The organism is Candidatus Palauibacter irciniicola (assembly GCF_965208695.1).
GTDB lineage: Bacteria > Gemmatimonadota > Gemmatimonadetes > Palauibacterales > Palauibacteraceae > Palauibacter > Palauibacter irciniicola.
The window spans coordinates 493,008-516,019 of the sequence record NZ_OZ242352.1; the positions used below are offsets into that span (position 1 = coordinate 493,008).

Sequence of the window (23,012 nt, forward strand, 5' to 3'; positions counted from 1 at the left end):
AAGGGATGACCCGCTGCCCGCCGTAGCCTCGATCCCGGGAGACCGCCGTGTTCAGCCAAGCTCCGCCTCGCACGCCGCCCTCGCGCCGCGCCCGCCGACTCGCCGTGTGGGCGCTGTTCGCCCTCGCCATCGGCGGCGGGACGCCAGCCATCGGCCAGGATCTCGACGCTCCGCGCCCGATCGACCGGCTCGACACCGTGTGGATCGAGGAGATGACGTGGATGGAGGTGCGCGACGCCCTCGCCGAGGGGATGACGACGGCGATCATCGGGACCGGTGGCGTCGAACAGAACGGCCCCTACCTGGCCAGCGGCAAGCACAACTTCGTGCTGCAGGCCACCGCGGAGGCGATCGCGCGCGAACTCGGTGACGCGCTCGTCGCCCCCGTCATCAAGCTGGTCCCGGAGGGGAGCATCGATCCGCCGTCCGGACACATGCGCTACCACGCGACGATCAGCGTCCGGCAGGAGACGTTCGAGGCCATGCTCACGGACGTCCTGGGCAGCCTCGCCGCGCACGGGTTCGAGGACCTCGTCCTCATCGGAGACAGCGGCGGGAACGTGAGCGGGATGGAGAACGTGGCCGCCGCCCTCAACCGCGCCTGGGCGGACCGTCCGGCCCGCGTCCATTTCATCCCGGAATACTATACGGAAGACATCTACAGTTGCGATTATCTGAAAGAGGAACTGGGGATATTCCAACAGCCCGATGAGTGCGTGGCCACCCGCAACGAGTACCACGACGACTATCACTATTCATCGATAATGGCGACGGTCGATCCGACCACGATCCGGGCGGATCAGCGGATCGCCGCCGACCTCTTCTCCATCAACGGCGTCGACCTCTCGCCTCTGGAGTTGACGGTGGCGAACGGACGGCGCCTCGTCGACTACCGCGCCGGGATCACCGCCCGCGCCATCCGCCGCTCGATCGCCGCCAACGACTAACGCTCCCCGCCGGGTGAACTCCCCCGCGCGCGGTCCCAGTAGTCGGTGGGGCGGTCGTCGCTCATCAGGGCATCCTCGTCCACCCAGTAGTGGTCGCCGAACGGCTTCGGGTCGGGCCACACCTCGTCGAGCGTGTCCGCGTCGTACACGACCCCGTCCTTGACCACGAGCCGGATGTCCGCCGTGTTCCGGATGTCGTCGAGCGGGTTCGAGTTGAGGACGATGAAGTCCGCCAGCTTGCCCTCGGCGAGCGACCCCGTCTCGTGCGCCAGACCCAGGAAGTGGGCGCCGTGGATCGTGCCGATCTCGATCCCCGTCATCTCGTCCGTCCCCGCCGCGGCCATCCACACCTCGTAGTGGGACCCGAGGCCGTGCAACTGGCCGTGCGAGCCGATCGCCCCCCAGCCGCCTTCGTCGATGATGTCGCCGAGGCCGCGCGCGATGAGGGGGAAGCTGTAGTCCGTCTCCGGGCGCATCATGCGGCGCCGGGTGGAGGGGATGAGCATCCGCCACGGGAGCCAGCGGCGCAGCTTCTCGTCCTTCCACACGTCGTCCGTCTGGTAGAAGTACTCCTCGTTCCAGGCGCTCGGACCGCCCACGATGAAGGTCGGGGAATAGACGGCGTCGGACTGCCCGAAGAACTTCGCCACGTCGTCGTAGAGCGGGACGTAGCTCAGCGGGTGCTCCCAGCCGGTGTGGCCGTCCATGATCATGCCCATGTTGTACTCGATGTCGCCGCCCTCGGCGGTCACGCGCAGCCCGCGCACCCGCGCGGCGTCCGTGACCCACTGCCGCTGGTCGCGGCGCGGCTGCAGGTACTCCTTGATCATCACCGCGCCCCAGGACGCGAGGCGGGCGACGTTCTGGTCCGCCAACTCGTAGTTCGAGATCTCGTTCTGGCGCGCCCCGTCGCCGGAGTAGACGGGGTCCCCGGTGCTGTAGGTGCGCGGCCCGATCATCGCGCCCGCCTCGACGAGTTCGGCGGCGGGGAAGACGTTCGACGACCACTGCGAGTTGTCGAGCGTCGTCGTGACCCCGTACGCCATGTAGATCGCCGACTCCCAGTTGCGCTGCGGGATGACGCCCACGTGGTCGCGGTGATGGTGCGCGTGCATGTCGATGAGGCCGGGCATGATCGTCGTGCCGGACGCGTCGATCACGCGGTCCGCGCCGGCGGTGTCGCAGTCGCCGATGCAGGCGAGGCGGCCGTCCCGCACGAGGATGTCGCCGCTCGCGATGACCTCGTCGTTCTCGGCCGTGATGATGCGGGCGCCGGTGAAGGCGACGCTCCCGCGGGCGATGTGGCGCGGCAGTTCGAGGTCGATCGGCGTCTCGACGGTCTCGCCGCTGTTCGGGTCGTGCGTGTAGTAGCGCGGGCCGCTCACGAACTCGAGCGTGCTCGCGTCCCGCCAGCGCGGATGGATCCCGCCCTCGAAGCTGACCTGCGTCACCGGGAGCTGGCCGTTGCGCTTGGCGATGCGGACGATGTTGGACCCGGTCCCGCCGTACGGGAAGGGCATCCGGTACACGTTGTCGCCCTCCTGGAAGGCGAGCCACGCCCCGTCCGGCGACACCGCCGCCTCGTCCGCGTCCGGCAGCGTGAAGTGGACCCGCCGGTCGCTCCCGTCGAGGCGGATGGAGGCGATCTCCGTCCCCGCCGGCTCGCCGTCGTCGGGCCCCAGGGCCTCCGGGTAGAAGAGCCGTCCCTCCGGTCCGAACGACGCCTGCGCGACGGGCCGCCGCGGCATGAGCGGACGCCCGCCCGTGTAGGGACGCGCCACCCTGGTGATCAGCGTGGCGTCGCCGCCCGCGGCCGGCACGCGCACGAAGTCGAAGAACTGGTTGCTCGCCACCGTGCGGCCATGAGTTGTCGCCCCCGACCCCCGGGTGACGACGATGTCCCCGCCGTCCGGACTCCACACGGTGTTGAGGTATTCCCCCGCCCGCGTCGTGAGCTGTTCGGGCTCGCCTCCGTCCGCCGGCACCCGCCACACATGCCCCTGGTCGGCGTCCGCCCAGCTCGTGAAGGCGATCGAGCGCCCGTCCGGCGACCAGGCCGGCGCCATCTCGAACGGCTCGAACGCGTCCGGCGTGAGCCGTCGCGGCGTCCCGTCCGGCAGGTCCATGAGCCACACCCGTCCCACCGCCTGGAAGGCGAGCGTGCTCCCGTCGGGCGAGGAGGCGGTCCAGCGCGGGAACTTCACCTTGAACGTCTCGCCGAGCGCCATCTGCGGGCGTCCGGCCATCTCCGAGATCGTCCGCTGCACGCGGGCGGTGAAGGGGATGGTCGTCACGGCGCCGTCGAGATCGACGCGGCGGATCTTCCCGCCCGCCGAAACCACGAGGGACCGCGAGTCCGAGGCCCAGGTGTACCCCGGCAGGTCGCGGGACACCTTCATCCCCTCCGCCATGTCCACCTCGATCGGGTCCATGAGGACGCGCTCGGCTCCCGTTTCCAGATCGCGCAGCCAGAGCGCGGTGCGGGGCCCGAAGCGGTGTCCGTCATGGGAGATGGTCCCGTCCGGGATGCGGCGCGCGAACGCGAGCCAGCGCCCGTCGGGAGACGGCTCCGGCGCGATCGCCCCGCCGCTCGAGGTCTGCCCCTGCTGCACCGTCACCCCCGACGTGATCTCGTCCACGCGCCCCGTCTCGAGGTCGAGACGCCGGATCTGCTTGTGGCCCTGCGTCATGTCCAGCCGGCCGGACCCCAGCCCGGGAGGCGCGGACCGGAAGTGGAAGTAGAGCGACCCTCCGTCGGGCGAGAACGAAGGCCACTGGGCGCCGGAATAGTCCGAGCCGACGAGTTGCACGCCCTCGCCCCCGTCCCGGGAGTACATCCACAACCCCGGCCCCGCGCCCCCGCCGCCGCGCCCCGTCGAGGCGCGCCGCACGACGATGAATCTGCCGTCGGGACTCCAGGCCGGCTCCCATGCGCGCAGCCCCTGGTCCTCGAACACCGGGCGCGGGTTCGAGCCGTCCGCGTCCATCAGCCACAGGTTGCTCTGTCCCCCGCGGTCGGAGATGAAGGCGATCGTCGATCCGTCCGGCGACAGGGTGGGGTGATAGTTGACGGCCACGCCGGTGTTCTGCGTGAGGACCTGCGCTTCGCCCCCCTCCGCGGGAAGCCGGTAGATGTGTCCGAGCAGGTCGAACACGAGCCACTCTCCCCCCGGCTCGAGGTCGACCGACATCCACGTCCCCTCGTCCGTCGTGAAATCGACCTCCCGCGTCTCGCCGAGCGGCGCGGTCACATCCCACGCCTGCGAGGCGTCGTCCTCCTGCGGGAGCGCGGCGGCTCCGGGCGCGGCGAGCGCGAGCAAGAGAAGTGTCGGCAGGACGGCCAGAGCCGGACGGACGCCGAACGCCGAACGGGCGCCGAGAGCCGAATGGTTGCGGGAATCACACATGGCGGGACCTCCGGTCGGAGAGTGAATCACGAAGTCGTGCGCCGCTCGAGGCGGGTCGCGTCGAGGATCCGGCTCGCCAGTTCCTCGATCGAGCAGCGGGTCGCGTCGATGAAGGGGATGTCGAGGCGCTCGAACAGCGACTGCGCCTGGCGGATCTCGAAACTCACCTGGCGGGGCGAGGCGTAGCGGCGGCCGATGCCGCGCGCGCTCCGCAACTCCCCGAGGCGCTGGGGCTCGATCGTGAGCCCGTAGATCTTGTCGCGGTGGTCGAAGAGGGGGGGCGGGATCCGCCGCTCCTCCAGGTCGCTTCCCGTGAGAGGGTAGTTGGCGGCGAACACGCCGTACTGGAGCGCGAGATAGAGGCACGTCGGGGTCTTCCCCGATCTCGACACGCCGACCAGCACGAGGTCGGCCCGGTCGTATCCCGTCGGGTTCGAGCCGTCGTCGTGAGAGAGGGCAAAGTTCATCGCCTCGATGCGGCGGTCGTATTCCCGGTAGTTCTGGATGCCGTGGGACACCCCCATGGCGTGCTGCGACTTGTGGCCGAATTCCTTCTCGAGCGGGTCCAGGAAGGAGTCGAAGAAGTCCAGGAAGAGGGCGTCGGTCTCCTCCACGATCTCCCGCACCGTGTCGCGCACGTCCTCCTTCACGAGGGTGCTGAAGACGATGGGCGGCGACCCCTGCACGCGCGCCGTCGTGTTGATGTTCCGGGCGGCGCGTTTCGCCTTGTCGACGGTGGAGACGAATGGTACGGTGATTTTCGTGAATTCGAGGGCGTCGAACTGCGCGATCAGGCTGTGGCCGAGGGTCTCGGCCGTGACGCCCGAGTGGTCCGAGACGAAGAACACCGTTCGCTGGGTCATCGTACACTGATTCTCCGGCCTGCCTCGGCCGGAGACAACCGCTCACGGTCGCCGGGAGGCCGGGGTTGGGAGTCGCCGTGACCGGGTATATCGCGCCATTCGAGTCGATCGGACTCGCCGATCTCGAATCCGTCGGGGGGAAGAACGCGTCGCTCGGCGAGATGATCTCCCATCTCTCCGCCGCGGGCGTGGACGTGCCCGGCGGCTTCGCGATCACCGCCCGGGCGTACCGCGACTTCCTCTCGGGCGAACTCGGAGAACGCATCCACGCCGTGCTCGATACGCTGGATGTCGAGGACCTCGGGGCGCTTGCCCGGGCGGGCCGCGAGATCCGCGGCTGGATCGCCGATACGCCGCTCCCGCCGGAACTCGCCGCCCGGATCGGAAGGGCCTACCGCGAACTGGGCGCCGGCGGCGACGGGTCGGCCGGCAGCGGGTCCGGGGACGACATCTCCGTCGCCGTGCGCTCCTCGGCCACGGCCGAGGATCTCCCCGAGGCTTCCTTCGCCGGGCAGCAGGACACCCTGCTCAACGTCCGCGGGGTCGACGCGGTGCTGCGGGCGGTCCACCACGTCTACGGCTCGCTGTTCAGCGACCGGGCGATCGCCTACCGGGTGCACCAGGGCTTCGCGCACCGCGACGTGGCGCTCTCCGTCGGCGTCCAGCGCATGGCGCGCGCGGACCGCGGTTCGAGCGGGGTGATGTTCACGCTGGATACGGAGTCCGGTTTCCGGGACGTCGTGTTCATCACGAGCGCCTACGGTCTCGGCGAAACGGTCGTGCAGGGGGGCGTGAACCCGGACGAGTTCTACGTCTACAAGCCCGCCCTGCGCGCCGGCCGCCATGCGATCCTCCGCCGGAACCTCGGAGGCAAGGCGATCAAGCTCGTCTACGCCGGCTCGGGGGCCCGCTCCGAGGCCGGATCGGGAGCGGCCGCCGGGGGCGAAGCCGCATCCGTCCGGACGGTCGACGTTCCGGAGGAGGACCGGCTCCGCTTCTCGCTGACGGACGACGAGGTGCACGAACTCGCCCGCCAGGCGCTCCTCATCGAGGACCACTACGGCCGGCCCATGGACATCGAGTGGGCCCGCGACGGCATCGACGGCGCGTTGCGGATCCTGCAGGCGCGTCCGGAAACCGTGCAGAGCCGCTCCGGCGGCGTCATCTCGCGCTTCACGCTCAAGGAGCGGGGCCGGGTGCTGGCCGAGGGGCGCAGCATCGGCGGCCGGATCGGCGGCGGCCCGGCGCGCGTCATCGAGTCCGCCTCGGAGATCGCGCGCTTCCGGCGCGGCGACGTGCTCGTCACGGACATGACGGACCCGGACTGGGAACCGATGATGAAGCAGTCCGCCGCCATCGTCACGAACCGCGGCGGGCGCACCTGTCACGCCGCGATCATCGCGCGCGAACTCGGCATCCCCGCGGTCGTCGGCTGCGGCGACGCGACGGCGCAACTCGCGGAGGCCGGCGACGTGACCGTGTCCTGCGCCGAGGGCGACGCGGGCTACGTCTACGAAGGGCTGCTCGACTTCGAGGAGGGTGAGATCCGGCTCGGCGCCATGCCGGAGATCCCGCTCAAGATCATGCTCAACGTGGGGAACCCGGACCGCGCGTTCGACTTCGCCTCCATCCCCAACTCGGGGGTCGGCCTCGCCCGGCTCGAGTTCATCATCAACCGCATGATCGGCGTCCATCCGCAGGCGCTGCTCGACTTCAAAGACCTGCCGGACGATCTCCGGCGGGAGATCCGCCTGCAGCACGCCGGTTACCCCGACCCGGTCGAGTTCTACGTCGAGAAGCTGACCGAGGGCATCGCCACGATCGCCGCGGCCTTCGCCCCCGAGCCTGTCATCGTGCGCCTGTCCGACTTCAAGTCGAACGAATACGCGGACCTCATCGGCGGCCGCCGCTACGAGCCGCGCGAGGAGAACCCGATGCTCGGCTTCCGCGGCGCGTCCCGCTACGTGTCGGAGAGTTTTCGGCCCGCCTTCGAACTCGAATGCCGGGCGCTGCGGAGGGTGCGCGAGGGGATCGGGCTCGACAACGTGTGGGTGATGGTCCCCTTCGTCCGCACCGTGGCCGAGGCGCGGGCCGTCGTCGGCCTCCTGGCGGAGAACGGCCTCGCCCGCGGGGAGGACGGCCTGCAGCTCATCATGATGTGCGAGCTTCCCTCGAACGCCCTGCTCGCCGACGAGTTCCTGGAGCACTTCGACGGGATGTCGATCGGGTCGAACGACATGACGCAGCTTACGCTTGGCCTCGACCGCGACTCCGGGTTGATCGCCGACATCTTCGACGAGCGCGACGCCGCGGTGAAGGCGACCCTCTCGATGGCGATCCGCGCCTGCGCGAAGGCGGGCAAGTACATCGGGATCTGCGGGCAGGGACCGTCGGACCACCCGGATCTCGCGCGCTGGCTCGTGGAGGAGGGGATCGAGAGCATGTCGCTGAACCCGGACACGGCCGTCGAGACGTGGATGTTCCTCGCGGGGGAGGAAGTGTGAGGGCGACGAACGGAGACGCGGGGGCCCCGGGGGGCGCCGGAACGGGGCTCGCGCGCCAACTCGGACTGTGGGGCCTCGCGGCGACGGGGATCTGCTCGATGCTGGGGGCCGGGATCAACGTGGTCCCCGTCATGATCCAGCGGAACGTGCCCGGGATCGCGGAGAACGTGCTCCCGGCGTTCGCCTTCGGCGCCCTTCCGGCCGTGCTCGCCGGGCTCGCCTACGCGATCCTCGCCTCGGCCATGCCGCGCGCCGGCGGCAGCTACGTCTTCGCGAGCCGGGCGCTCGGCCCGTACTGGGGCTTCGTGGCGAGCTTCTCGCAGTGGTTCGGCCTCTCCATCGTCATCGGCGTCGTCTCCTACCTCATCGTCCCGTTCCTGCGGGACATCGCGGACGCCATTGGGATGGCGGGTCTGGCCGGGGCCCTGGACACGGGTGCGGTCCGGGTGGCTCTGGCGCTCGCGATGCTGTGGACGTTCGCGTGGGTGAACCTGCGCGGCCTCAGGGCCTACGAACGCACCGTGGTGCCGCTGATGGTCGTCATGTTCGCGCTGGGCGCGATCGTCATCGTGGCCGGATTTTCGTTCGACCAGGGCGACTTCGCCGCGGCGCTGCTCGCGCGGGAAGGCGTGGAGGTACCCACGGCCGCGCCCCCGCCGCTCGGCCCGGCCGGCTTCCTCGCCGCTGCCGGCCTCCTCTTCGCCAGCTTCGTCGGCTTCGACGCGATCGCGCAGGCCGGCGGTGAGGCACGGAATCCGAACCGGGCGCTCCCCCTCGCGATCGGCCTCGCGGTCTTCATCGTGGGCGCCTACTACCTGCTGTTCACGGCCGCCGTCTATCACACGGTCCCGTGGGAGTTCGTGTGGGCGCGGGCGCAGGAACAGGACCTCACCGCTCCGGGACTCCTCGGCTACGTGCTCCCGCCGTGGTGGACGGTGCTCATCGTGGCGGGCGCCGCGATCGCCCTCATCAACGACCTGCCGGCGATGATCCTCTCCGTCTCGCGCCTCGTCTTCGCGTGGGCCGAGGACGGGATCTTTCCGTCGGGCCTCGCCCGGGTGCACCCGACACACCGTACGCCGCACGCCGCGATCCTCCTCTCGACCGCGCTGGCCTCCGTCGCGATCGTCGGCAGCGAATTCGCGGGTGACTTCTTCCTGGGCGTCGACATCATGGTCACGTCGATGCTCGTCAACTTCCTCCTCATGTGCCTCTCCGTGCTCGTCCTCCCGCGGCGGAACCCGGAGATCGCCGCGAACTTCCGCGTGCTCCGCGGCCCGGCGGCGCGAACGTGCGTGTGCGTGGCGGGAATCGTGCTGCTGGGGACGTTTCTCGTGACCCACCTGGCGAAGGACCTCACGGCGGACGTCGCGGCGTGGTATTTCCACTCGACGCCGCTCTGGATCAGCGTCATGGCGCTGGGATCGCTCATCTACATCCGCAAGATGCGAACGCTGCGGGCCTCCGGCGCGGACGTCGACCGCCTCTTCCGCGAGTTGCCTCCTGAGTAGGCCGGAGCGCCGGGAACTGGCTCCCGGCCTGGAGATCTCGCGGGTGCTGACCGGACTGTGGCAGGTCGCCGACCTGGAACGCGAGGGCCCGATCGACATCGAGGCCGCCGCGGCCGCCATGGATGCCTACACGGCGGCCGGCTTCACGACGTTCGACATGGCGGACCACTACGGTTCGGCCGAGGAGATTGCCGGTGCGTGCGCGTCCCGGGCCCCGCATCGCGACGGAGACATGCAACTCCTCACCAAGTGGACGCCCGCGCCGGGTCCGCACACGCCGGAGACGGTGCGCGAAGCCGTGGAGCGGTCGCTCCGGCGCCTGCGGACGGACGCGATCGACCTCCTCCAGTTCCACGCCTGGCACTACCCGGATCCGAGCTGGCTCGACTGCCTGTTCGCCCTCCAGGAACTGAAGGACGAAGGGCTGATTCGACACCTCGGACTCACGAACTTCGACGCCGTCCACCTCGACATGGTGCTCCACACCGGCATCGACGTGGTCTCGAACCAGGTCTCCTATTCCCTTCTCGACGGACGCGCCGCGGACGCGATGACGGAGGTCTGTCTCAGGCACGGGGTCCAGCTTCTCGCCTACGGAACGCTGGCGGGCGGCCTCCTGACCGAGCGCTGGTTCGACGTGGAGGACCCGGGGGCGGACGGCGTGAAGACGTGGTCCGAGATGAAGTACCGCCGCTTCGTCGAGGCGGCGGGCGGCTGGGGCCGGCTTCAGGTGCTGCTCGCCGCGGTCCGGGCGGTGGCCCAGAAGCACGGCGTCTCGATGGCGAACGTCGCGGCGCGCGCCATCCTCGACCGGCCCGCCGTGGCGGGCGTGATCATCGGCGCGCGGCTGGGGCGCCGCGAGCACATCGCCGACAACCTGCGCCTCTCGTCGCTGAAGCTCGACGCGGCGGACCGAAAAACGCTGGCGGCGGCGAGCGGGTCGCTGGACCCCGTTCCGGGAGACTGCGGAGACGAGTATCGGCGGCCTCCCTACCTGACGGCGGCGGGCGACCTGAGCGATCACCTGGACGAGCTGCCGTCGCCGTATCCCGTCCGGACCGGGACCGGGGGCCGGACGCGCGTGGACTCCGGCACGGTGTGGGAGGACATCGCGGGCTACAGCCGGGCGGTGCGGACGGGCGATCGCATTGCGGTCTCCGGGACGACGGCCACGCACGGGGACCGCCTGGTCGGAGGGGACGACCCCGCCTCGCAGACGCACTTCGTCATCGACAAGATCGAGGGGGCGATCGAAGCGCTGGGAGGACGCCTCGAGGACGTGGTCCGGACCCGGATCTTCGTACCGGAACTGGCGGACTGGGAGCCCGTGGCCCGCGCGCACGGGCACCGTTTCGGCGGCATCCGTCCCGTCAACACGCTGGTCCAGGCGGGTCTCATCGGGTCAGGATACCGGGTGGAGATCGAAGCCGACGCCCGGGTCGGGAGGGAGCCGTGAAGAAGAGGCGACGACACATCCGCGGGGTCGTCCGCATGGCCCTGCTGTGGGCCCTCGCCGGAGCGTTCGTCGGGGCGGTCATCGAGATCCTCGCCGACACGCTGCCGGGGGGACTTCCCATGGCGTCGCTCGTGGACATCTGGCCTCCCGTGCTCGCGATCCTCGGCTTTGCCGCAGGCACGCTCTTCGCCGTGGCGTTCGGGGTCTCGGAGGTCTCGATGCTGAAGACGCTGCGCTCCGTCGTCCGCTTCAGGAAGCTCGAGTTGAGCCCCGTCGCGCGCCGGCTCGGCCGCTGCGCGAGCGTCGAGGACCTGCGGGAGGTCGCGCGCCGCCGGCTCCCGCGCGGCGTGTTCGGCTACATCGACGGGGCGGCGGAGGACGAGCGCACCCAGGGGCGGAACTGCAACGCCTTCCACCGGCTCGAGTTCCGGCCCCGCGTCCTGCGGGATGTGACGAACGTGGACCCCGGCGTGACGGTCCTCGGCCGGCGCCACCCGCTGCCGCTCATCCTCGCCCCCACCGGGTTCAGCCGCATCGCGGACTCGGAGGGCGAACTCGCCGTGGCCCGGGCCGCGGCGCGGGCGGGGATCACGTACAGCCTCTCGACGCTCGGCACCCGCTCGATCGAGGAGGTGGCGGCCGTCAGTTCCGGTCCCCGATGGTTCCAGGTCTACGTGTGGAAGGACCGCGGCCTCGTCGCGGAACTCGTCGAGCGGGCCCGCGAGTCCGGCTACGAGGCGCTCCTGCTCACGGTCGATGTCGCGGTGCTCGGGCGGCGCGAGCGGGACGTGCGCTACGGCTTCACGCTCCCCCCGCAACTCGGCCTCGACACCTTCGTGGACGGCATCCGCAAACCCGGCTGGACGTGGGACTTCCTCACGTCCGAGCCGATCATCTTCTCGAGCGCCGTGAGCCGGGACGCGGCGGGCGGGGCGGGGGGCGTCGACGCCATGGGTCTCGCGCAGTACGTGAACGAGCAGTTCGATCCGAAGCTGGCCTGGGATGACGTGGACTGGCTGCGCTCGATCTGGGACGGTCCCATCGTCATCAAGGGCATCCAGACGGTGGAGGATGCCGTCCTCGCGGCGGACGCCGGCGCGGAGGGGATCGTGATCTCGAACCACGGCGGACGGCAGCTCGATGACGCGCCCCCGACGCTGGAGCTGGTGCAACCGGTGGCGGACGCGGTCGGGGACCGGCTCGATGTCCTCATCGACGGCGGGATCCGCCGCGGCAGCGACATCGCGAAGGCCGTCGCGCTCGGGGCGAAGGCCTGTCTGACGGGCCGCGCCTACTTCTACGCGCTCGGTGCCGGCGGCGAGCGGGGCGTGGACCTCGTCCTCAAGTGGTTCGACGACGGGTTCCGGCGCACGATGGCGCTTCTCGGCGCCCGCACGGTGGACGGGATCACCCCCGAATCGGTGCGCTGGCGCGACTCCTGAACGGGTTCCCGCCGCTTGCCACACAGCGGGTTCCGTGCTTAGCGTGTTATGCGGATACATCTTTTAATACGCCGATTGCGAACCGGTTCGAAAAAGCGGTTTCAATGCCCCGACAGGAAGCGTACAGAATGATGGCGATCCGCACGGTCGGCGCGGCCCTGGCGCTGGTTCTCGCGGTCCCCGCGAGCCTCCCCGCGCAGGAAGGCCGGGTCGCGTCCGCCGCGGCCGTAGAGGGGGCCGCCGGCCAGCCCGGCGTCGGTTCGGTCGCCGAGTTCGTCCACGCGCCCGCCCCGTCCCCGTCTCCGGCGACCGTCGCCCCCGTCGCGGCGGACCCGAACGACATCGTCCAGGGCGTCTGCACGAACTGCCACAACAGCCGCCGGTTCGCGGGCAACCTCACCCTCGAATCGTTCGATGTGGACGCCGCGGACGAGGAGGCGGCGACCGCCGAGAAGATGATCCGCAAGCTGCGCGCCGGCATGATGCCGCCGCCCGGCGTGCGCCGTCCTCCGGAGGAGGAACTCCTCGAACTCGTCGAGACGCTCGAGGACATCGTCGACGACGCCGCGGCGCGGAACCCGAACCCCGGCGGCCGCACCTTCCAGCGGCTCAACCGCCCCGAGTACGAACGGGCGATCCGCGACCTGCTGGGGCTCGAGGTCGACGCCGGGAAGTGGCTCCCCAACGACCAGATGAGCGCCAACTTCGACAATATCGCCGACGTGCAGGCGCTCTCGCCGACGCTCCTCGACGCCTACCTGAACGGGGCGGCCGAGATCAGCCGCATGGCGGTAGGCGACCGCAACGCGCCGCCGGTCAACACGACGTACAAGAACTCGCAGTACGTGTCGCAGCACCCGTGGGACCATGTGGAGGGGGCCCCGTTCGGGACGCGCGGCGGGATGGTCGTGGAGCACACCTTCCCGGCCGACGGCGAGTACACCTTCTCGCTCGTCTTCACCTCCGGCGCGAACTCCCGCATGGAGGACATCGACATCTCGGTCGGCGGCGAGCGGGTCGCGCTCCTCCACTACACGCGGCGCGGCGGCGGGGCGGATGACCGCGGCTTCACGCCCGTCGAAACGGAACCGGTCTTCGTCCGCGCCGGCCAGCACCGCGTCTCCGCGGCCTTCATCCGGCGGCAGGAGGGGCCGTACGAGGACCTGATCCGGCCGCACGTGTGGTCCAACGCCGGCGGCGGTTCGGGCGGCGGCGGGGTCACGACGCTGCCGCACCTGCAGGACCTCATCATCGGCGGGCCGCACAATCCGACCGGGGTGTCGGAGTCGCCGGTCCGCAAGCGCATCTTCACCTGCCGGCCCACGTCGTCCGTCGAGGAGCGGCCCTGCGCCCGCGGCATCCTGACCGACCTCGCGCGCAGCGCCTACCGCCGCCCGCTCGAACCGAGCGAGGTCGACGGCCTGATGACGTTCTACGACATGGGCGTCGAGCAGGGCGGGTTCGAAGTCGGCGTGCGCATGGCCCTCGAGGCGGTCCTCGCGAGCCCCTTCTTCGTCCTCCGGCTCGAGCGCGAGCCCGAAGGCGTCAGGAGCGGAGAGACCTACGCGCTGGAGGGCATCGACCTCGCCTCGCGGCTCTCGTTCTTCCTCTGGGGCCTGCCGCCCGACGAGGAACTGCGCGCCGCGGCGGTCGAGGGACGGCTGTCCGATGCCGGCGAACTGGAGCGGCAGGCGCGCCGCATGCTCGCCGATCCACGCTCCGAGGCTCTGAGTTCGCGCTTCGTGTCCCAGTGGCTGCGGCTGCAGGACCTCTACAAGGTCCGTCCCGGACCCGAACTTCTATCCGAACTTCGACGAGAACCTCGCGGACGCCATGAAGCGGGAGACGGAACTCCTCTTCCAGAGCCTCATCCGCGAGGATCGGAGCCTGCTCGATTTCTTCCGGGCGGACTACACGTTCGTGAACGAGCGCCTGGCCCACCACTACGGGTTGGAGAACGTGGCGGGGCGCGACTTCCAGCGCGTGAGCTATCCCGGAGACGAGCGCGTCGGGGTCCTCGGCCACGGCAGCGTCCTCGTCCTCACCTCGCTCGCGAACCGCACGTCTCCGGTGCTTCGCGGAAAGTGGGTGATGGAGGTGCTGCTCGGGACGCCGCCCCCGCCGCCCCCGCCGGGGGTGCCGGATCTGGATGAGACGGAAGAATCGATGGACGGCCGCCTGCTCACGACCCGCGAGCGAATGGAGATGCACCGCGCGAGTCCGGCGTGCCGGTCCTGCCACCGGTTCATGGATCCCATCGGCCTCGCGCTGGACAACTTCGACGTGACCGGGAAGTGGCGCCTGCGCGAGAACGGGATGCCGCTCGACACCCGCGGCGACTTCTACGACGGAACGCCGGTCCAGACGCCGCCCGAACTCGTCGACGCGCTCCTGAAGCGCCCGCTGCCGCTGCTCCGGAACTTCACGGAGAACCTGGCCGCGTACGCGCTCGGCCGTCGCGTCGAGTACTACGACCAGCCATGGATCCGGTCGATCGTGGAAGACGCGGAAGAGGACGACTACAGACTTTCGTCGCTGATCATGGGCGTCGTGAACGGCGATGCCTTCAGGATGAAGCGGGCCATGCCCGCGACTGCGGTAGAAGAAGAGGTTTCCGAGGAGGTTTCCGAAGACCGCCGCTAGACGGCCCAGCGGCCGCGCGGCGGTCCGACGTTCCGAGAGGGAGAACATGGAATTCATCACTGGACAGCACCTGCCTCGCAGGACCTTCATTCGGGGTGTGGGGGCCACGCTCGCCCTGCCGTTCCTCGACGCCATGGTTCCGGCGGGCCGTCTGTGGGGATCGACGAGCGCGAAGAGCCTGACGGAGGGGAAGGGGACCCGGCTCATCGCGATCGAGGAGGTGCACGGCCTCGCGGGGTGCAACCGCGAGCACGGCGCGACGAAGTTCCTCTTCGCGCCGGAAAAGGCGGGACGCGAATTCGAGATCATCGATGAGAGCGCGCTCGTCTCGCTGCGGCCGTACCGCGAGCACCTGACGATCATCAGCAACACGGACGTGCGGAACGCCGAGGCGTTCACGCCGCCCGAGATCGGCGGGGACCACTTCCGCTCGAGCGCCGTGTTCCTCACGCAGGCCCATCCGAAGCAGACGCAGGGGTCGGACATCTTCTGCGGCACCTCGATGGACCAGATCTACGCGCAGCGCTTCGGGCAGGAAACGCCGATGCCGTCGATGCAGTTCTGTATCGAGAACCTCGATCAGGCGGGCGGCTGCACGTACAACTACTCGTGCGCGTACACCGACTCGCTGAGCTGGGCGTCGCCGACCGAACCGCTGCCCATGATCCGCGATCCGCGGGTCGCCTTCGACCTTCTGTTCGGCGCCGGAGGCACCGAGGCGGAGCGGGCGGCGCGGCGGGCCACGCGGCGCAGCATCCTCGACTGGATTTCGGGCGAGGTCTCCTCCGTTCAGCGTACGCTCGGCGCGGAGGACGCCCGCCGCATGGACCAGTACCTGACCAACGTGCGCGAACTGGAGCGCCGGATTCAGATGGTCGAGGGACGGAATTCGAGCGGCGAGGAGCGCGCCCTGCCCGAGGCGCCGGCCGGCGTTCCGGATTCGTTCACCGAGCACATGCAGATGCTGTTCGACATCCAGGTGCTCGCCCTCGAGACCGACATGACGCGCGTGATCTCCTTCAAGACGGGTCGCGACGCGCAGAACCGGGTCTTCCCCGACAGCGAGTCGGACCGGCCCTTCCACCCGGCCTCCCACCACGGGAACCGGGAGGAGGCGGTGCTGGAGTTCAACAGGATCAACCAGTTCCGCGTCGGCCAGCTCCCGTACCTCATCGACAAGCTCAAGAACACGATGCACGGCGAGGAGAGCCTGCTCGACCAGAGCGTGGTCCTGTGGGGTTCGCCGATGGCCGATGCGAACCTGCACAACCACCGGCGGGCGCCGCTCTTCCTGCTCGGACACGGAAACGGGATGCTGGAAGGCAACCTGCACATCAAGGCTCCGGACGGGACGCCGATGGCGAACGCCATGCTGTCCGTCCTGCACGGGCTCGGCGTGGACGACATGCACGAGTTCGGCGACAGTACCGGCCCGATGGCGCTCAACCAGGCCGACCCGGCCACGACGGACGCGGGGACCTGATCGTGCGACGGGGCAGGCTCCGGCACGGATTCGCGGTCCTCTGCGCGGCGGTCCTCGTTTCGGCGGGGACGCCCCATGCGCCGCCCGATTCGCCCGTCGCCGACGCCGCCATGCGCGGCGAAGTCGAGACGGTGCGGGAACTCCTGCGGCAGGGGCTCGACGTCAACGCGGCGCAGGGAGACGGGATGACCGCCCTGCACTGGGCGGCCGAGCGCGGCGACGCGGAGTTGACCGACATGCTCGTCTACGCCGGCGCCGACATCGCGGCCGTCACGCGCGTCGGGCAGTACACGCCGCTCCACCTGGCCGCGCGAAGGGGTGCGGCGGACATTCTCGGCAGCCTGATCGGGGCGGGGTCCGACGTGACGGCCCTGACGGAGCAGAGCGGCGCGACGCCGCTCCACCTGGCCGCCGCGGCCGGGAACCCCGAGGCCGTCTCCGTGCTGCTCGGGGCGGGCGCGGATCCCGACGCGCGCGAGGCGGAGTGGGGCCAGACGCCGCTCACGTTTGCGGCCGCCGGCAACCGGGCGGAGGCGATCCGGGCCCTGCTGGAGGGCGGCGCCGACCCCGACATCACGTCGCTCGTCATCGACCTGCTCGAGCAGGAGAAGCTCGACCGGCTGGCCCGGCAGCGTGAGACCCAGGTGCTCGAGGCCTTCACCGGAGAGGGGGATGAAGCTCGCGCCCCCACGCCCGGCGAACTGCAGGCCGCCGTCCGCGCGGGTCGCGCGGTGTATGCCGAGGGCTTGCCGGAGGAGGAGGAAGAAGAGGAAGAGGATCCGAACGATTTCCGTCGCCTCTTCCTGCCCCCCGTGGAGAAGATCGGTGGGCTGACGCCCCTCCTGCATGCCGTCCGGCAGGGGTACGTGGAATCGACCGTCGCTCTTCTCGACGGCGGCGCGGACATCGACCGGGTGAGCGCCGCGGACGGCACGAGCCCGCTCGTGATGGCGGCGATCAACGGCCAGTTCGACCTCGTACTGATGCTCCTCGAACGCGGAGCCGACCCGAACATCGCTTCCGAACTCAACGGGGTGTCGCCGCTGTGGGCGGTGATCAACGCCAGGTGGCAGCCGCGCACCCGCTTCCCGCAGCCGCAGGAGCGGTCGCTCCAGCGCGCGAATTACCTGGAGGTGGCACAGGCGCTCCTCGCCGCGGGCGCGGATCCCAACCACCGAATCACGCGGCATCCGTGGTACATGGTCTATACGGGCTGCGGCAACCGGAACTGCGGCCTCGTCGACACCAACGGCGCCACCGCCTTCTGGCGGGCCGCCTACGCGACGGACGTCGAGGCGATGAAGCTCCTCGTCGAGCACGGGGCCGACCCGAACATTCCGACCAAGGCGCCCCCCCGGCGCCAGCGTCTCTCCCCGGACGAGTTCCTGCGACAGCAGGCGCTGAACGCGCTGCGCGACTCCTCCTACGTCGAACTCCCGCAGGAGGAGCGCCTCAAGCTGCTCCAGGACATTCGGGACCAGTTGCCGGAGGAGGAGCAGAAGGAGTTCCCCGACAAGGAGCTCGACAATCTCACGGCGGACGTGAGGGCGAAGCTGATCGAGGCCGCCGAAGCGGCGGACCAGGCGCGGGCGAACGCGCCGGACGCCTCGGGGCTGCCGCCCGTGCCCCCCGGCGGGCCGGGCGTGATGCCGATCCACGCGGCCTCCGGCGTCGGATACGGCGAGGGGTTCGCGGGCAACGCGCACCGCCACACGCCCGAAGGCTGGATACCTGCCGTGAAGTACCTCGTCGAGGAACTCGGCGCGGACGTGAACGCCCGCGACCACAACGGCTACACGGCGCTGCACAACGCGGCGTCGCGCGGCGACAACGAGATGATCCTCTATCTCGTGGAAGTGGGGGGCGACGTCACGGTGGTCAGCCGCCGCGGCCAGACGACGGCCGACATGGCGAACGGCCCCGTGCAGCGCGTCTCGCCCTTCCCGGAGACCGTCGCGCTCCTCGAGGGCCTGGGCTCGCACAACAACAACAACTGCCTTACCTGCTGACCGACCGAGAACCACCCCAAACCATACAAAAACGGATACGGAGAACCATGGCCAAGTACATGTTCCGCACGAGCTACACGCAGTCCGGCCTCACGGGCCTGATCGCCGAGGGCGGCACCGGACGCCGCGAGGCGCTGCGCCAGACGGTCGAGAGCGTCGGCGGCACCCTCGAAGGCTTCTACTACGCCTTCGGTGACGACGATCTCATCCTGATCACCGATCTTCCCGACTCGACCGCCGCCACGACGCTCTCGCTGAACATCGCCGCGGCCGGGGCCCTGACGGTCTCCGTGACCGTGCTCATCGACCCCGCGACCGTCGACGCGGCCGTCGCCCAGGGCGTCTCCTACCGCCTCCCCGGAGCCTGACGCTCCACTTCGAAGACGGGGCCTGATCGCGGGCCCCGAACACAAGGCGCCTGACCGCGTTGCGCGGGGCCGTTGGCGCGGAGCAAGTTGGGGGCCCCTGTTCACCGATCCCCGAGCCTGCGAGCTGCGATGCGTATCGGCCCCGCTCCCGTTCTCGTTCTCTCCGTCGGCGTCCTCCTCGGCTGTGAACCCGGCGACGGCGCGCCCGGCATATCCGGCGAGCCGGGGCTGCTCGAGTCCGCCTCGGCCCGGCCCGTAGCGCCGCTCCTCGACGAAGAGCCGCCGCCCGCGTTCGGCGGCTATCCCGGCGTGCGGCACGGCGGCAACTACATGCACAACTACTACCTGCCGCCGGCGCCGGGGACGACGCCGTGGTTCCCCACCTGGTCACCCGACGGCGAGTCGATCGCGGTGGGGATGGCCGGCTCCGTCTGGGAAGTGGACGTGGAGACGGGCGACGCGACGGAACTCACGCGCGGGGGCACGTACCACTCGTCCCCGTCCTACTCGCCCGACGGCCGCTGGATCGCGTACACCGCCGACTACGGCGGCGAGCGGATCCAGCTCGAGATCCTCGACACGGAGACGGGCGAGACGCGGGCGCTCACGGACGACGATTTCGTGTACGCCGACCCCGTGTTCTCTCCCGACGGCACGCGCCTCGCCTACGTGTCGAGCGCGCCCAACGGGTTCTTCAACGTCTACATCCGGGAGGTGGCGGACGGCGACTGGGCGGGGCCCGAGATCGCGGTCACGAGCGACAACTCCTACGGGAACAACCGGCTCTACTTCGGGCCCATGGACATGTATATCTCGCCCGCGTGGATGCCGGACGGAGAGGAACTCCTCCTCGTCTCGAACCGCGACGTCCCGCTGGGCTCGGGCAACGTGATCCGGGTGCCGGCGCGCGCGGACGGGATCCTGGAGGCGCAGACGGTGCTGCGGGAGCAGACGCTGTACCGCACGCGGCCGGACGTGTCGCTGCACGGCCGGCGCTTCGTCTACTCGTCGACCGCGGGGGCGGCGGACCAGTTCAACAACCTGTACGTGCAGCCGACGACGGGCGGGGAGCCGTACAAGCTCACCTTCTTCGAGCACGACGCCTTCCACCCGCGCTGGTCGCCCGACGGCGAGACGATCGCCTACATCACGAACGAAGGTGGCCTCCCGCAACTCGAACTCATCGAGACCTACGGCGGCGGCCGGCGGCGGATCGAGATCGGGGAGCGCACCTACGCGGGGCCGACCGGCATGCTCTCGGTCACGGTGCGCACGGACGCGAGCGGACGGGACCCCGTTGCGGCGCGCGTCACCCTGCTGGGGCCGGACGGCAAGTACCACGCCCCGCCCGACGAGTACGCCCGCATCGGCCAGCGGGGGCGTTACCCGGCCTTCCACACGGACGGGACGTTCACGGTCGCGCTCCCGCCGGGCGAAGCGGACCTCACCATCGTGAAGGGCTTCGAGATCGAGCCGCAGCGCATGAAGGTGGCGATCGAGGCGGATGCCACGGTGGAACTCGAGGTCACGCTGCACCGGTTCGCGGACCTGTCGGCGGACGGGTGGCACAACGGCTCCACGCACGTCCACATGAACTACGCCGGGAACCTGCACAACACGCTCGAGAACCTGATGTTCATGTCCGCGGCGGAGGACCAGGACATCGTGAACGAGCAGGTGGCGAACAAGGACAACCGGATCCTCGACCACCAGTTCTTCGTGCCCGGCGGCGGCGAACACCCGGTGTCGGCGGAGACGGAGGACATGGTCGTCATCGTCGGGCAGGAGTACCGGCCGCCGTTCTACGGACACGTGTTCATGTTCGGGATGCGGGACCACCTCATCTCGCCCTTCACGACGGGATACGAGGGGACGGCGATCGAAAGCCTGTATCCGTCGAACACGGACATGATGCGGAAGGCGAAGGACCAGGGGGCGACGACGGGCTACGTCCACCCCTACTTCGGCGATGTGGACCCGCTCACGTTCGGGCTGATGGGCGGGAAGGGGTTCATGGTCGACGCCGTGCTCGGGACGAGCGACGCGCTCGAGTGGTCCACGGCGGAGCGGGCGGGGTTCTTCCCGCTCTACGCGCTGTGGAGCAACGACGTGCGGGTGTGCGCGACCGGCGGGGAGGACTCGATCAGCAACCTGCACGCCACGCCGCTGGTGGGCGCGATGCGGACCTACGTGCGCCCGCCGGACGGGCGCCTGACGGCCGAGGGCTGGTTCGAGGGCCTGCGCGGCGCCGCGGCGTTCGTGACCAACGGGCCGCTGGTCGAACTCACGGTAAACGGGGAGATCCCGGGTTCCGTCCTGGATCTCGGGGCCGGCGCCGCCAGCGTGAACGTCGACGCCAGCGTGCGGTCGATCGTGCCGCTCACGCGCGTCTGGCTCGTGCGCGACGGCGAGGACGTCCTCGACCTCGAACTCTCCGAGGACCGCATGTCGGCGTCCTACTCGGGTGACATCGCGATCGACGGAAGCGGCTGGATCCACCTGCGGGCGGAGGGCGAGCCCGAGGAGCGGTTCCCGCTCGACGCGGGCTATCCGCAGGGGTTCACGAACCCCGTCTGGTTCACGGTCGGAGGTGAGGCGATCCGCGACGCGGCGGGCGCCCAGTACGGCCTCGAATGGATCGACGAACTCGAACGCCAGGCGCGTGAGTGGCCCGGCTGGCGGTCGCAGTCGGAGCAGGACCACGTCTACGCCCAGTTCGATGAGGCCCGGGGCGTGTACCGGCGACTGCTGGCCGAAGCCGGCGGCGGGTGAGCGAGCGGAGCCCATATCGGACCGAACTCACGCCGCTCGAGTTTCTGCGGCGGAGTGCGTTCGTGTACCCGGACAAGGCGGCGGTCGTGCACGGCGGCCGGAGCTACTCCTACCGCGAGTTCGAGCTTCGCGTGCGGCGGCTGGGGGCGGGACTGCTCCGCGCCGGGCTCGAGCCGGGAGACCGGGTGGCGTTCCTGTCTCCGAACACGCCGCCCCTGCTCGAAGCGCACTACGGGGTGCCCGCCGCGCGCGGGGTGCTGGTCGCGATCAACACGCGGCTCGGGGCGGGCGAGATCGCCTACATCCTGGAGCACAGCGGAGCGCGGTACCTGTTCGTCGACCGGGCCCTCCAGAGCCTCGTCGACGAGGACGCGCTGCGCGGTGCCGGAGTGAAGGTGGTGCGGATCGACGACACCGGGGCGCCCAACGACCCCTACGAGGCGTTCCTCGCCGATGGCCTCGATTCCGGCTCGGCCGAACCGCCCCCGCTGCCGGCCGGCCCCGCGGACGAGGAAGCCCCGATCTCGATGAACTACACGTCGGGGACGACGGGCCGCCCCAAGGGCGTCGTCTACACGCACCGCGGCGCGTACCTGAACGCGATCGGGGAACTCATCGAGATGGAGATGACGCCGGGCGCCGTCTATCTCTGGACCCTCCCCATGTTCCACTGCAACGGGTGGTGCTTCACGTGGGCCGTGACCGCCGTCGGCGGCACGCACGTGTGCCTGCGGGAGGTCGATCCCGGCCGCATCTGGGCGCTCATCGAGTCGGAGGGCGTCACGCACTACTGCGGGGCGCCGACCGTGCAGATCATGCTCGTCAACGATCCGGCAGCCCGGCCGCTGGAGCACACGGTGCGGACGATGATCGCGGGGGCGCCGCCCTCGCCGACCCTGCTGGAGCAGTTGAAGGCGCTGAACTTCCACCCGATCCACGCCTACGGTCTCACGGAGACGTACGGCCCCACCGCCACCTGCGCCTGGCACGCGGACTGGGACGGGCGCCCGCCCGCCGAGCAGGCCCGGCTGCTCGCCCGCCAGGGCCAGGGGTTCGTCACCTCCGACCTCATGCGGGTCGTCGACGAGGAGGGCAGGGACGTGCCGCGCGACGGCGCGACGATGGGCGAGGTCGTGATGCGCGGGAACATCGTCATGAAGGGCTACTACGCGCAGCCCGAGGCCACCGACGAAGCCTTCCGCGGCGGCTGGTTCCACTCAGGCGACCTCGCCGTGTGGCACCCCGACGGCTACGTGGAACTCCGGGACCGGGCCAAGGACATCATCATCTCCGGCGGCGAGAACATCTCCACCATCGAGGTCGAGCAGACCGTCGCCCGCCACCCCGCGGTGCTGGAATGCGCCGTCATCGCCATCCCCCACGACGAATGGGGCGAACGCCCCAAGGCCTTCGTCACGCTGAAGCCGGAAGCCGACGCCACGGAGGGGGAGATCATCGACTTCTGCCGCGACCGCATCGCCCACTTCAAGTGCCCCGACGCGATCGAGTTCGGCCCCCTCCCCAAGACCTCCACCGGCAAGGTCCAGAAATACGTCCTCCGCGACCGCGAATGGACCGGCCGCGACAAGCGCATCAACTGACCGCCA

At 70.2% G+C, this 23,012-nt stretch carries 13 protein-coding genes and 1 pseudogene; 12 read left to right on the forward strand and 2 right to left on the reverse strand.

Annotated features, from left to right (window positions below; genetic code table 11):
- Positions 1-47: 47 nt before the first annotated feature.
- Positions 48-947, forward strand: coding sequence for a creatininase family protein (locus ACOGI9_RS02035; RefSeq protein ID WP_419858239.1), 900 nt, complete (start codon positions 48-50; stop codon positions 945-947).
- Here the strand turns inward: ACOGI9_RS02035 and ACOGI9_RS02040 are convergent.
- Together ACOGI9_RS02040 and ACOGI9_RS02045 are read right to left on the reverse strand one after the other, a co-directional pair.
- Complete coding sequence (locus ACOGI9_RS02040; protein WP_419858240.1) at positions 944-4,354, reverse strand: amidohydrolase family protein; 3,411 nt, start codon at positions 4,352-4,354, stop codon at positions 944-946. The two genes, ACOGI9_RS02035 and ACOGI9_RS02040, sit on opposite strands and share 4 nt — an antisense overlap.
- Before the next feature lie 26 nt (positions 4,355-4,380).
- Positions 4,381-5,217 (reverse strand): pyruvate, water dikinase regulatory protein, encoded by an 837-nt coding sequence (locus tag ACOGI9_RS02045; protein ID WP_419858241.1) that lies wholly within the window; start codon positions 5,215-5,217, stop codon positions 4,381-4,383.
- Between the two features lie 77 nt (positions 5,218-5,294).
- Between ACOGI9_RS02045 and ppsA the strand changes: the two genes are divergently transcribed.
- From ppsA to ACOGI9_RS02100, 11 genes and pseudogenes are all read left to right on the forward strand, one after another.
- Entirely contained in the window at positions 5,295-7,721 is a 2,427-nt protein-coding gene (ppsA, locus tag ACOGI9_RS02050; RefSeq protein WP_419858242.1) for a phosphoenolpyruvate synthase, read from the forward strand.
- Positions 7,718-9,232 carry an APC family permease gene (locus ACOGI9_RS02055; RefSeq protein ID WP_419858243.1) on the forward strand — a complete coding sequence of 505 codons (1,515 nt, stop codon included), beginning with the start codon at positions 7,718-7,720 and terminating at the stop codon, positions 9,230-9,232. The genes ppsA and ACOGI9_RS02055 overlap by 4 nt, the downstream gene beginning before the upstream one ends.
- Positions 9,233-9,275: 43 nt before the next feature.
- Complete coding sequence (locus tag ACOGI9_RS02060) at positions 9,276-10,688, forward strand: aldo/keto reductase (RefSeq protein WP_419858244.1); 1,413 nt, start codon at positions 9,276-9,278, stop codon at positions 10,686-10,688.
- Positions 10,685-12,130 carry an alpha-hydroxy acid oxidase gene (locus tag ACOGI9_RS02065; RefSeq protein ID WP_419858245.1) on the forward strand — a complete coding sequence of 482 codons (1,446 nt, stop codon included), beginning with the start codon at positions 10,685-10,687 and terminating at the stop codon, positions 12,128-12,130. Before ACOGI9_RS02060 ends, ACOGI9_RS02065 begins: the two co-directional genes overlap by 4 nt.
- Positions 12,131-12,612: 482 nt before the next feature.
- Positions 12,613-13,842, forward strand: a pseudogene (locus tag ACOGI9_RS02070) (DUF1587 domain-containing protein); the annotation flags it as partial.
- A gap of 121 nt (positions 13,843-13,963) precedes the next feature.
- Entirely contained in the window at positions 13,964-14,773 is an 810-nt protein-coding gene (locus ACOGI9_RS02075; protein ID WP_419858246.1) for a DUF1588 domain-containing protein, read from the forward strand.
- Positions 14,774-14,819: 46 nt separating this feature from the next.
- Positions 14,820-16,256 carry a DUF1552 domain-containing protein gene (locus tag ACOGI9_RS02080; RefSeq protein WP_419858247.1) on the forward strand — a complete coding sequence of 479 codons (1,437 nt, stop codon included), beginning with the start codon at positions 14,820-14,822 and terminating at the stop codon, positions 16,254-16,256.
- 2 nt (positions 16,257-16,258) lie between these two features.
- Positions 16,259-18,265: an ankyrin repeat domain-containing protein gene (locus ACOGI9_RS02085; protein WP_419858248.1), complete on the forward strand. Its 2,007-nt coding sequence runs from the start codon at positions 16,259-16,261 to the stop codon at positions 18,263-18,265.
- A gap of 47 nt (positions 18,266-18,312) precedes the next feature.
- Positions 18,313-18,633 (forward strand): GYD domain-containing protein, encoded by a 321-nt coding sequence (locus ACOGI9_RS02090; RefSeq protein WP_419858249.1) that lies wholly within the window; start codon positions 18,313-18,315, stop codon positions 18,631-18,633.
- A 129-nt stretch (positions 18,634-18,762) separates the two neighbouring features.
- A complete protein-coding gene (locus tag ACOGI9_RS02095) occupies positions 18,763-21,405 on the forward strand; it encodes a CehA/McbA family metallohydrolase (RefSeq protein ID WP_419858250.1) in 2,643 nt (880 codons plus the stop codon).
- On the forward strand, positions 21,402-23,006 hold the full coding sequence (locus ACOGI9_RS02100; protein WP_419858251.1) for an acyl--CoA ligase family protein: 1,605 nt from the start codon (positions 21,402-21,404) through the stop codon (positions 23,004-23,006). Before ACOGI9_RS02095 ends, ACOGI9_RS02100 begins: the two co-directional genes overlap by 4 nt.
- Positions 23,007-23,012: the final 6 nt, after the last annotated feature.